At 71.4% G+C, this 10,992-nt stretch carries 12 protein-coding genes; 7 read left to right on the top strand and 5 right to left on the bottom strand.

Annotated features, from left to right (window positions below; all coding sequences use genetic code 11):
• Nucleotides 1-86: 86 nt before the first annotated feature.
• Nucleotides 87-1,046 carry a quinone oxidoreductase family protein gene (locus IEZ31_RS06280; protein WP_190248777.1) on the top strand — a complete coding sequence of 320 codons (960 nt, stop codon included), beginning with the start codon at nucleotides 87-89 and terminating at the stop codon, nucleotides 1,044-1,046.
• On the opposite strand, the gene IEZ31_RS06275 is transcribed toward IEZ31_RS06280, so the two are convergent.
• On the bottom strand, nucleotides 1,043-1,924 hold the full coding sequence (locus IEZ31_RS06275; protein WP_190248776.1) for a serine protein kinase RIO: 882 nt from the start codon (nucleotides 1,922-1,924) through the stop codon (nucleotides 1,043-1,045). The genes IEZ31_RS06280 and IEZ31_RS06275 overlap by 4 nt on opposite strands.
• Nucleotides 1,925-2,063: 139 nt before the next feature.
• Nucleotides 2,064-2,711: an HAD family hydrolase gene (locus tag IEZ31_RS06270; RefSeq protein ID WP_190248775.1), complete on the bottom strand. Its 648-nt coding sequence runs from the start codon at nucleotides 2,709-2,711 to the stop codon at nucleotides 2,064-2,066.
• A gap of 134 nt (nucleotides 2,712-2,845) precedes the next feature.
• Here IEZ31_RS06270 and IEZ31_RS06265 point away from each other — a divergent pair, with 134 nt between their 5' ends.
• The 6 genes from IEZ31_RS06265 to IEZ31_RS06240 all read left to right on the top strand — a co-directional run bounded on the left by IEZ31_RS06265 (nucleotide 2,846) and on the right by IEZ31_RS06240 (nucleotide 6,864).
• Nucleotides 2,846-3,415 (top strand): TetR/AcrR family transcriptional regulator, encoded by a 570-nt coding sequence (locus IEZ31_RS06265; protein ID WP_190248774.1) that lies wholly within the window; start codon nucleotides 2,846-2,848, stop codon nucleotides 3,413-3,415.
• A 72-nt stretch (nucleotides 3,416-3,487) separates the two neighbouring features.
• Complete coding sequence (locus IEZ31_RS06260; RefSeq protein WP_190248773.1) at nucleotides 3,488-4,423, top strand: TIGR04222 domain-containing membrane protein; 936 nt, start codon at nucleotides 3,488-3,490, stop codon at nucleotides 4,421-4,423.
• Nucleotides 4,420-5,241 carry an MbnB/TglH/ChrH family RiPP precursor modification enzyme gene (locus IEZ31_RS06255; RefSeq protein WP_190248772.1) on the top strand — a complete coding sequence of 274 codons (822 nt, stop codon included), beginning with the start codon at nucleotides 4,420-4,422 and terminating at the stop codon, nucleotides 5,239-5,241. The genes IEZ31_RS06260 and IEZ31_RS06255 overlap by 4 nt, the downstream gene beginning before the upstream one ends.
• A 79-nt stretch (nucleotides 5,242-5,320) precedes the next feature.
• Complete coding sequence (locus tag IEZ31_RS06250; protein WP_190248771.1) at nucleotides 5,321-5,716, top strand: SCO6045 C-terminal-like domain-containing protein; 396 nt, start codon at nucleotides 5,321-5,323, stop codon at nucleotides 5,714-5,716.
• A gap of 184 nt (nucleotides 5,717-5,900) precedes the next feature.
• A complete protein-coding gene (locus IEZ31_RS06245) occupies nucleotides 5,901-6,065 on the top strand; it encodes a hypothetical protein (RefSeq protein ID WP_190248770.1) in 165 nt (54 codons plus the stop codon).
• A 46-nt stretch (nucleotides 6,066-6,111) separates the two neighbouring features.
• Nucleotides 6,112-6,864: a caspase family protein gene (locus IEZ31_RS06240; RefSeq protein WP_190248769.1), complete on the top strand. Its 753-nt coding sequence runs from the start codon at nucleotides 6,112-6,114 to the stop codon at nucleotides 6,862-6,864.
• A gap of 460 nt (nucleotides 6,865-7,324) precedes the next feature.
• Here the strand turns inward: IEZ31_RS06240 and IEZ31_RS06235 are convergent, their stop codons facing one another.
• The 3 genes from IEZ31_RS06235 to IEZ31_RS06225 all read right to left on the bottom strand — a co-directional run bounded on the left by IEZ31_RS06235 (nucleotide 7,325) and on the right by IEZ31_RS06225 (nucleotide 10,363).
• Nucleotides 7,325-9,280 (bottom strand): ABC transporter ATP-binding protein, encoded by a 1,956-nt coding sequence (locus IEZ31_RS06235; protein WP_190248768.1) that lies wholly within the window; start codon nucleotides 9,278-9,280, stop codon nucleotides 7,325-7,327.
• A gap of 106 nt (nucleotides 9,281-9,386) precedes the next feature.
• Nucleotides 9,387-10,142, bottom strand: a complete 756-nt coding sequence (locus IEZ31_RS06230; protein WP_190248767.1) for an enoyl-CoA hydratase/isomerase family protein — start codon at nucleotides 10,140-10,142, stop codon at nucleotides 9,387-9,389.
• A complete protein-coding gene (locus IEZ31_RS06225; protein ID WP_033359767.1) occupies nucleotides 10,139-10,363 on the bottom strand; it encodes a helix-turn-helix domain-containing protein in 225 nt (74 codons plus the stop codon). Before IEZ31_RS06225 ends, IEZ31_RS06230 begins: the two co-directional genes overlap by 4 nt.
• Nucleotides 10,364-10,992: the final 629 nt, after the last annotated feature.

Genomic DNA, 10,992 nt, shown 5'->3' with positions numbered 1-10,992 from the left:
GACCCCCGGATGCTACGTGAGCCCCCTGACAAAACCGATCGGCGGTTTGGGGTAGACAGGAAGACGACACACGCAAGGGAGGCCAGATGCGCGCGGTGGTGTTCGAGGAGTACGGCGATCGATCCGTCCTGCACGTGCAGGACCGGCCGGCTCCGGTCCCCGGCCCGGGGCAGGCCCTGGTGCTGGTCGAGGCCAGCGGGGTCAACTTCATGGACGTCTACCAGCGCACCGGCACCTACCAGGTGGCCCTGCCAGCCGTCCTCGGCAGCGAGGGCGCGGGCACCGTGCTCAGCTTCGCCGGGGACGTGGAGGGCTTCGCTCCCGGCGACCGGGTGGCCTGGACCACCATCCCCGGCAGCCACGCCGAGCAGGCGCTGGTCCCCGCCGACCGGCTGGTGCCGGTGCCCGAAGGCGTCAGCACCGAGCAGGCGGCCGCGGCGATCCTCCAGGGGCTGACCGCGCACTACCTGACGCACGACTCGTTTGCGGTACGGCCGGGAGACGCCGTCCTCGTGCACGCCGCCGCCGGCGGGATGGGCCAGCTGCTGACCCGGCTGGTCACGCACCTCGGCGGCCGGGTGGTCGCGACCGCCTCGACGCCGGAGAAGCGGGCCGTCGCCGAGGCCAACGGCGCCGTCGCCGCCGTGCCGTACGGTGACGCGCTCGACGCCGTGCGTGAGTTCACCGACGGAAGGGGCGTCGACGCCGTCTATGACGGTGTGGGGAAAGACACATTTGACACCAGCCTCGCGGCATTGCGCCCGCGCGGTTCTCTGGTGCTGTTCGGGGCGTCGAGCGGCAAGGTTCCGCCATTCGATCCATTGCGATTGATGGCCGGGTCATATTCGCTGACCCGGCCAACGCTCGCGCATTTCATCGCGGCCCGGCACGAATTGCTGGAGCGCTCCGAAACGCTGTTCGGCTGGATCGCCGACGGTGTCCTTGACATCCCCATCACGGGGCGCTATCCGCTCGACGCCGTGGCCGACGCATATGCGGCCCTGGAGGGTCGCGAGTCGACCGGAAAGCTGCTGCTGATTCCCTAAGGAATTCGCAGGCCCGCGTCGTGGACCAGCTCGGCGATCAACGGGTCCGGATCGATCTCCAGGCCCTTGCCCACGAACCAGCGCGCCACGTTGCGGACGTCCCGGGCCAGGAACTCCCGGCCGTTCGGGTTGATCACGACGTCGACGATCTGCGGCAGGTCGATGAGGACCAGCCGCTCGCCGTCGACCAGGAGGTTGTACGGCGACAGGTCACCGTGGGCCAGGCCCGAGCGGGCCAGCACCCGCAGGGCGTCAACGAGCTGCGCCCACAGGTGCTCCAGCGCGTCCCGATCGGCCCGGACCTGGGCGAGCCGCGGCGCGCCGGTGCCGTCCGGCTCGCCGATGAACTCCAGCATCAGCTCGGTGCCCAGCAGCTGCACCGGGTACGGCACGGCGACGCCCAGCTCCCAGAGCCCGGCCAGGGCGGCGAACTCGGCCTGGGCCCACTGGCCGGCGATCATCTCGCGGCCGAACGAGGTGCGCCCCTCCATGGCCCGGTTGACCCGGGACGCCCGGACCCGCCGGCCCTCCAGGTAGCCGGCGTCGCGGTGGAAGAGCCGGTGCTCGGCCGCACGGTACCGCTTGGCAGCGAGCAGGACCCGCCGGTCGGTATCCGGCACGGCCCGCTCCACGAGATGGACGTCGGCTTCCTTGCCGGTCTTGAGCACGCCGAGGTCGGTGTCCCTGGCGGCGAGCTCGGTGATCACCCAGTCGGGGATCGGCTCCGGCCCGTGCTGGACGCCCGGCGCGTCCCAGCTGCTCCAGCCGGTGTCCTCCTCGGCGTCGGGCGCCGGGAGGTACTGCGGGGTGTTCCGCTTTACGAAGGTTGCGTCGTCATCGTCGAAGCGACGGCGCTGTGAACGGGTGTGGTCGCGCAACGCGAGGTCTCCAAAGTCGAGAGAAGAAGGGAAGCAGGCATGCGGAAGCGCGCCGTGACGGCAGCCATGCGAACCAACCTCCTCTCACTCCGAAGACAGAGAACCAGCCTGACGGACCCCAGGCCGATGCACAACCGATTTACCGCGACGCCATGACCTGCGCGATCGCCGCGATGACACCCTCAGCCGTGCGGGTCGGCGCGTAGCGGCGCTCGCTCCATCGCCGCCCACGGTGCAGCCACACGCTGCGGATCCCCGCGCCGGCGGCCCCGCCGATGTCGGCCTCGGGGCTGTCGCCGATCATCCACGCCCCGCCGAGCCGCATCCGGGCCCGCTCCGCGGCGATCGCGAAGATGCGCGGGTTGGGCTTGCGCACGCCCGCCTCCTCCGAGATGACCCAGTCGGCGAGGTACCGGTCGAGCCCCGTCTTGCGCAGTTTCTCCTCCTGCTGCCGGGTCTCACCGTTGGTGACGACCACCGGCACCCAGCCGGAGTCCTCGGCGATGGCCAGCGCGCACGCGGTCAGCGGGTCGAACCGGACCCGGTTGATGATCGCGCCGCGGAGCTCCTCGACCAGGTCGATCGCGGCGATGCGCAACCCGTACCGCTCGCGTACCGCCTCGGCCACGTCCCAGGCCGACGTCATCCCGTCGGCGTCGACGTCCAGCAGCCAGTCGAGATCATATTCGGGCGCACCGATGCGTCCCAGGAGGTCCGCCGCCCAAGCGCGGAACGCCCCAGCCCTGTCCAGCAGGGTGTCGTCCAGGCTGAGCAACAACAGGGGCACGCGGGCAGGTTACGTGACCGGATTGGTATCGAACAGATCCTCATCTTTACGTAGGCGTGCACAAAATAGTACAAAAGCCCCGCAAGAAATCGGCGAGATGCCAAACCGTATGTACGGCTTGCATAATCAACCACGTGCCCAGGGTCAGCCAGGACCAGCTCGACGCACGCCGGAGGGAGATCCTCACCGGCGCGCGGACCTGTTTCGCCCGCCATGGCTACGAGGGCGCCACCGTCCGGCGGCTCGAAGAGGAGATCGGCCTGTCCCGCGGGGCGATCTTCCACCACTTCCGCGACAAGGACTCGCTCTTCCTGGCGGTCGCCGAGGACGATGCCGCGACCATGGTAGCGACCGTCGCCCAGCACGGCCTCGTGCAGGTGATGCGCGATCTGCTCGCGCGCACCGAGCCGGACGTCACCGGCTGGCTCGGCAGCCAGCTGGAGGTGTCGCGGCGGCTGCGCACCGACCCCGAGTTCGCCAAGCGCTGGGCGGCCCGGTCCGAGGCGGTGGCCGCGGCGACCCGGGAGCGTCTCCAGCGGCAGTTGGAGGCGGGTGTACTGCGGGCAGACGTGCCCATCGGCATCCTCGCCCAGTTCCTCGAGCTGGCCTACGACGGCCTCGTGCTGCACCTGGCCACCGGCCGGCCCGTGCAGGACCTGGAGGCGGTCCTCAACCTGGTCGAGGCGGCCGTGCGCAGGCAGTGACGCAGCGCAAGCTTTCCTCAAGTGTCCATCCGATGACATGACCGACTTGGCACCGGCACCCACACTGAGCGCATGAGGACATCGATCGTGGCGGGTCCCGGGGACACCTGGGGCATCGCCGGCCCCCAGTTCCTGTGGCTCTACTTCGGACTCGCCGCACTCGCGATCATCGCCGTGCTCATCTGGCGGCGCGGTTACACGGGCGGTCCCTCGCTGCGCCAGGCACGCGACCTGACGCCCACCCAGGCGGCGCTGCTCAACGGCGACCGGCGCCTCGCCGTCTACAGCTCCCTCGCCTCGCTGCGCGCTGCCGGCTCGATCGAGAGCGACAACCGCGGGTACCTCAAGCAGCTGAACCTGCCCCCGACCGGCGCCTCCGAGCTCGACCACGCGATCTACGCGGCCGCCGGCCGGCAGGTCACCGCCCGCGCGGCGCAGAACGACAAGCTCGTCAACGACGTCCTGGCCCGCACCGAGGCGCAGATGGGCCAGGACGGCTGGATCCTCACCGAGGACACCCGCCACAAGGTCCGCACCGGCGCGCTGGTCGTGTTCGCGGTGGTCGCGCTCGGCATCGCCCGGATCTTCTCCGGCATGGCCAACGACAAGCCGGTCACCAACCTCGTCCTGCTGATGATCCCGGTCGTCATCGTGGCGTTCCTGCTGCTGCGCGTGCCCCGGGTGTCGGCGGCCGGCAAGCGGCTGCTCAGCCGGATGCGCACCCAGGTCCACCACCTGCACCCGGGCCAGTCGCCGTCCTGGGCGACCTACGGCCCGGCGGGCGCCGCGCTCAGCGTGGGCCTCTTCGGCGTCGGCGCGTTCTGGCTGGCCGACCCGGCCTTCGCGCAGGAGGCCGAGCTGCAGCGCAACGTCGCCCAGTCCGGCGGCGGGTACTACGACAGCGGCTCCAGCGGCGGATCCGACAGCGGTAGCAGCAGCAGCTGCAGCAGCGGATCCAGCTGCGGCGGTGGCGGCGGCTGCGGCGGCGGCGGGGGCTGTGGGGGATGACCCCCCGGTACGGCGTCGCGATCGGCTGGCGCCCGGAGATCGCCGGCTACGTGGCCGGCCTGCCCGGGCTCCGCTTCACCGAAGTCGTGGCGGAGTCGGTACACCCGGAAAAATTGCTGCCAGAGGGGCTCCAGGCGCTCGTCGAGCGGGGCGTGACGGTGATACCGCACGGGGTCAGGCTCTCGCTCGGCGGCGCCGAACCGGTCGACGACGCCCGGGCCGCGCACCTCGCGAGGTGCGCGGCCGCGCTCGGCGCCCCGCTGGTCAGCGAGCACATCGCGTTCGTGCGGGCGGGCGGGCTGGAGGCCGGGCACCTGCTGCCGGTCCCCCGCACGCACGAGGCGATCGACGCGATCGTCGCCAACGTCCGCCGCACGCAGTCGGCGCTGGGCGGCGTGCCGCTGGCGCTGGAGCCGATCGCCGCCCTGTTCGACTGGCCCGACGCGGAGCTGACCGAGGCCGAGTTCCTCACCGAGATCCTCGACCGCACCGGCTGCGGCCTGCTCCTCGACATCGCCAACGTGTACGCCAACGCCCGCAACCGCCACGAGGACCCGCTGGTGCTCCTCGACGCGCTGCCGCTGGAGCGGATCGCCTACGTGCACGTCGCGGGCGGCGTGGAGCACGACGGGTACTACCACGACACACACACCGACGCGCTCCCCGAGCCCGTCCTCGATCTGGTCAAGGAGCTCTGCGCGCGCACGACGCCGCCGGCCCTGATGCTGGAGCGCGACGGCGACTACCCGCCGGCCGCGGACCTGACCCGCGAGCTGGACGCCATCGCGGCGGCCGCGGGCTGGCCGGCGATCACATGAGCGGTTCCGCAGCGCAGCGGAGGAGGCCGCTCATCATGGGCTCAGTGTGGAGCTCTTGCGGCCGGAGAGCGGAGGGCGCGTGAGCGGCCTGGCCGACCGGCAGCGGGCGCTGGTGGCGGCGCTGGTCGCCGGGGAGGACGTCCCCGACGGCTTCGATTCGGCAGGGGTACTGGCGACGACCGCGGCCCTGCGCCGCAAGCGCGCGGGCGAGGTGGCCCGCGCGTGGCCGTTCCTGGCCGCCGCCCACGGCGCCGCGTGGCCGCGCGTGTTCGCGGCCTGGGCCGCCGGCCGCCCACCGAACGGCTCCCTGCGCGACGGCTGGGACTTCGCCCGCTCGCACGGCGCCGACCTGCCCGAGCTGGCCCGCGAGGAACTGGCCGGGCGCGAGGCGCGCTTCGCCTACGACGGGCGGTCGGCGCCGGTACCTCGCGGCCGGGTTGGCGCCTGGCTGAGCCGCCTTCGACCGGGCCACTGATCCCGGGCCGGCTGACCGCGTCCACCTCCGCACCGGAGCCTCCCGCGGCACCGACGACGCGCTCCCGGTCGACGGAGGCGCGATCCGCACGATGTGATCGCGCGTGTATCAGGAGCGGATTCCGAGCTCTCTGGTTGTTGGGCCCAGTCTGGGCTCGCCCACCCCCGCGCACGGAGTCGCTGGCATGCCTTTCACCGACGAGTACCTGCTGGCCGCCCTGCGGCGGGTCGCGCTACTCATCGACCCCGTCCCCTGCGCCGGCCTCCCGGCGCTCCACACCCGCCCCGCACGGCCCGAAAAGTCCCCGATGTCCCCGGCACCGACTGACAACCATCGTCGCGATTCGTGACGCCTTCTGTACAGAAGGTTCACCGCCCACTGCTACGGGGGACGTCATGAAACTCGGATTGTGCATCGGCATCAACGACTATCCGGGCACGGAGAACGACCTCTCCGGCTGCCGCAACGACGCCGAGGACTGGGCCGCCGAGCTCACCGTCCGCGGCTTCGAGGTCCGCAAACTGCTGGACAGCGCCGCCTCGGGCGCCGCGATCCGCACGGCCATCGCCGACCTGCTGACGAGGGCCAAGCCGAACGACGCCGTGGTCATCACCTACTCGGGCCACGGCACGTGGGTCCCCGACACCGACAACGACGAGCCCGACCACCGCGACGAGGCCCTCTGCCCGCACGACATCGCGTCGAACGGCCCCCTGCTGGACGACGAGCTCCACGCCCTGTTCTCCCTGGCCGCCGACGACGTGCGAACGGTCCTGATCTCGGACTCCTGCCACTCGGGCACCCTGACGAGGTCGTCCCTCCCGCCGGGCACCCGCTTCCTGCCACCCGCGCTGTTCCTGAACCGGGCGACGGCGACGACCCCGAGGCTGCGGGTGAAGCCGACGTCGAAGGCGCTGCTGTTGGCCGGCTGCAAGGACGCGGAGTACTCCTACGACGCCACGTTCGACAACCGCCCCAACGGCGCCTTCACGTACGTCGCCCTGGAGTCCCTGCACACCCTCCCCCCGGACGCGACGTACCGCGACTGGCTGCGGGCGATCCACCGCTCCCTACCGAACGACTCCTACCCCCAGACCCCCGCCCTCCAGGCCACCACTCCGCAACACCGCTGGCCCATCCTGGCGTGACACCCCAGCCAACGCCCCGCTCGACGACGCCCGCCCGTTCGGCTCGGCTCGGCTCGGCTCGGCTCGGCCAAAGGGGGCTCAGCACGGGCGGACAAAGCCCCCACCGGGCGCCACCTCCGGCTCCTTCATGATCGCGGACCCTTCTGTGTCGTTTACAGACCAGAAACGTCCGCGATCATGAAGGACTACTGACGCGGGCGAACCGAACCAGCGCCCTCGGCAGCGGGCCAGCAGACTCCGCCACCGTACGATCGGCGACCCCCACCGCTCCGCTCCGACGTGGGGACGGCCGGGCGCAGCCGGGGACGCGTCGCGGGCCACGGCACCAACCCGTCCAGCCACCGCCCCCAGATCGGCGCCGGCCATCGACCCAAGCCAGTCGTCCAGCGTGGCCCAGTAGCCCACCGCCCCAAGTCGGCGCCGGCCGCCGCCCCAAGCCGGGCGGTCGGCGCGGCGAAGGTCAGGGGGCCGGGACCGGCGGGCGGGGTGGGACCGGGGACGTGGGTGACGGGACGGGGGACGTGGGTGACGGGAGGGGGGAGGCGGCGAACTGGGTGCGGTACAGGTCGGAGTACAGGCCGTCGGCGGCCACCAGGGACTCGTGCGTGCCGTGCTCGACCACCCGGCCCGCCTCCAGGACGAGGATCTGGTCGGCCTCGCGGATCGTCGAGAGGCGGTGGGCGATCACCAGCGCCGTGCGGCCCTCCAGGGCCTCCGCCAGCGCCCGTTGGACGGCCGCCTCCGACTCGGAGTCCAGGTGGGCCGTGGCCTCGTCCAGGATGACGATGGAGGGCGCCTTCAGCAGGAGGCGGGCGATGGCGATCCGTTGCTTCTCGCCGCCCGAGAAGCGGTAGCCGCGCTCGCCCACCACCGTGTCGAGGCCGTCGGGCAGGGACTCGACGAGGTCGCCGACCTGGGCTCGGCGCAGGGCCGTCCACAGCTCGGCGTCCGTGGCGCCCGGCTTGGCGTAGCGCAGGTTCTCGGCGATCGTCTCGTGGAACAGGTGCGAGTCCTGGGTGACGACGCCGATCGTGTCGCGCAGGGATTGCAGGGTCGCGTCGCGGACGTCCACGCCGTCGACCAGGACCGCGCCCTCGGTCACGTCGTAGATGCGCGGCAGAAGCATCGCCGTCGTCGACTTGCCGGCGCCCGAGGGGCCGACCAGGGCGACCATCTGCCCCGGCTCCACCGTGAACGAGACGCCGCGCAGGACCTCGTCGGTGACGGTGCGGTCGAGGGACGCCACATCCTCCAGGGACGCCAGGGAGATCTCGGCCGCGCTCGGGTAGCGGAAGTGGACGTCGCGGAACTCGACGCGGGCCGCGCCGGGCGGCAGCGGGCGGGCGCCGGGGCGCTCGGCGATGGCCGGGGTCAGGTCGAGAACCTCGAAGACCCGCTCGAACGACACCAGCGCGCTCATCACGTCGACGCGGACGTTGGACAGCGCGGTGAGCGGACCGTAGAGCCGGGTGAGCAGCAGCGCCAGCGTCACGACGGTGCCGGCGGTGATCTGGCCGTGGACGGCGAACCAGCCGCCCAGCCCGTAGGTGAGCGCCTGGGCCAGCGACGCGACCAGCAGCATGCTGACGAAGAACACGCGGCTGTACATCGCGGTCTGGATGCCGATGTCGCGCACCCGCCCGGCCCGCTCGGCGAACCGCCCGGCCTCGGTCTCGGGCCGGCCGAACAGCTTGACCAGCAGCGCGCCCGCCACGCCGAACCGCTCGGTCATCGTCGCGTTCATCGTCGCGTCGAGCTGGTAGGCCTCGCGGGTGATGGCGGCGAGTCGCTTGCCGACCCGCCGCGCCGGCAGGATGAACAGCGGCAGCAGGATCAGCGACAGCAGCGTCACCTGCCACGACAGGGTGAGCATCACGGCCGCCGTGAGCACCAGCTGGATGACGTTGCTGACCACGCCGGACAGGGTCGACGTGAACGCCCGCTGGGCGCCCTGCACGTCGTTGTTGAGGCGGCTGACCAGCGCGCCGGTCTGCGTGCGGGTGAAGAACTGCAGCGGCAGGCGCTGCACGTGGTCATACACCTGGGTCCGCAGCGACAGGATGATGCCCTCGCCGATGCGTGCCGAATACCACCGCTGGACCAGCGACAGCAGCGAGTCGGCGACGGCCAGCCCGGCGATGACGAGGGCGACCCGCACCACGGCCGCGCCGGCGTCCGGCCCGCCGGCGTTGATCCGGTTGATGACGTCGCCGGCGAAGTAGGGCGTGGCGACGCCGATCGCCGCCCCGAGCACCACCGTGACCAGGAAGACGCTGATGTCGCGCCGGTAGGGCCGGGCGAACGCCATGATCCGCCGGGTGGTCTCCCGGCCGAGCCGCTTGCCGCGCAGCTCGTCGGCCTTGCGCAGGGAGCGCAGCGTCTCCCACCCCGACATGCTGCTCATCGGCGACGACATCACACGACCCCCGGCAAAAGATGAACTCTGCCGAGCAGTGTGCCCGGCAGGTACGACAACTTTTGCCGACGCCCCCAGCTTCCCGGGAACGACTAGGCCCTTGGACCTACTCCCCCAGGCCCGCCAGCGATCGGATGCGCCGCAGTTGGGCGGCCCGCTCAGCGGCCTCCTGCTGCCCGAACGTGTGCGCCGCCGCCTGGGCCAGCAGCGCCTTGATCTCGATCACGGCGTCCCGCGTTCCCTGCAGCACCGCTGCAGAAAGATCCGCGGCAGCAGTGGACAGGTCCGCGGGAGACACCACGATGTTCGCCAGGCCGATCGCGGACGCCTCGGCAGCGGCCACGCGGCGCCCGGTGACGCACAGCTCGAGCGCACGGGCGTAGCCGACCAGCTCCAGCAAGCGCTTGGTTCCGCCCAGATCGGGCACGAGGCCCAGCTTGATCTCGGCCATGCTGAACAGCACGTCGTCGGCGCACACCCGGAAGTCGCAGGCGAGCGCGAGCTGGAACCCGGCGCCGATCGCGTGGCCCTGCACGGCCGCGATGGAGATCAGCGACCGCTGCCGCAGCCAGCCGAACGCCTCCTGGAAGGCGGCGATCCGCTCGTCGGCGTCGGGAGCCGTGGCCATCCCGCCCAGCATGGACGTCGCGGCAGAGGTGTCGAGCCCGGCTGAGAAGGCCCGGCCCTCGCCGCGGACGATGACCACGCGGACGTCACCCGGCAGCGACCGGCCGAACGCCCGCAGGTCGGCCCACAGCGCGGGTGTCTGCGCGTTGAGGACCTGGGGCCGGCACAACGTCACCGTCGCGACCGGCCCGTCGAGGTCGAAACGCGCCTCTCCCGACGAGGGAGAGACGTTCACGCCTTCTTGCGGCGCCGGGCACCGCCACGCTGACGAAGCTGAACGCCAGATTCGGTCAGCACCCGGTGCACGAATCCATAGGAACGACCGGTGGAAGCGGCGAGCGCGCGGATACTCTCACCGTTGGTGTACCGCTTCACGAGGTCCTTCGCCAGCGTCTGCCTTTCGGCCCCGACGATCCGGCGACCCTTCTCGGTGCTGGTGGTGGCGGTGGCTGCCATGCTGATCCCTCACGTCCCAGACAGAGCGGTTGGTGCGGTCTCACCTATTAGACCGCCTCGAACGATCATGCGCTAGATATCGACAGGACGCCAACCGACACGCAGAGCATTGTCGCCTACCCGATACCGTGTTGCGCCGTGATGAGCGAACCGCCCACCGATCGACCGTGGACTGCGCACCGTGAGCGCACCGATGCGCTGCGTTGGGTCGTCCTGGCCGTCGCCGGACTCGCGCTGGCCGCGCTCGCGGTGCAGCTCGACGCCCGTCTCGGCACCGCAAGCGCGCCTTTCCTCGGCCGGTACAAGATCAGGATCGGCGTAGGCAGCATTCTGGCCCCCGCGGTGGCCGCCGGGACACTGTGGCTCGCGTCACGCGGGCGCCTGGCCCGGCTCGACTGGCCGGGAATTCAGCTTTTCGGGTACGCCGCCGGCCTGATTTGGGCAATCAGTTTGGCGCTTGTCGATGGCTGGTCGGGCCTTACGAAAGCTCTCGGGTCACCGGAGGAATATCTGGGTGACGTAAGGCAGGTGGGTGACGATCCGGTCGGATACCTCAGACATTTCACGAGTGACGCGGCGTACCACTCGGTAGCTTCCCGGGGTCATCCTCCCGGCCCCGTTCTGTTTCT

Origin of the sequence: Dactylosporangium sucinum (genome assembly GCF_014647515.1) — a bacterium.
In the GTDB taxonomy this organism is placed as follows: Bacteria; Actinomycetota; Actinomycetes; order Mycobacteriales; family Micromonosporaceae; genus Dactylosporangium; species Dactylosporangium sucinum.
Note: the sequence above shows the minus strand (reverse complement) of the source record. Positions and strands in the feature narration are given on the sequence as shown.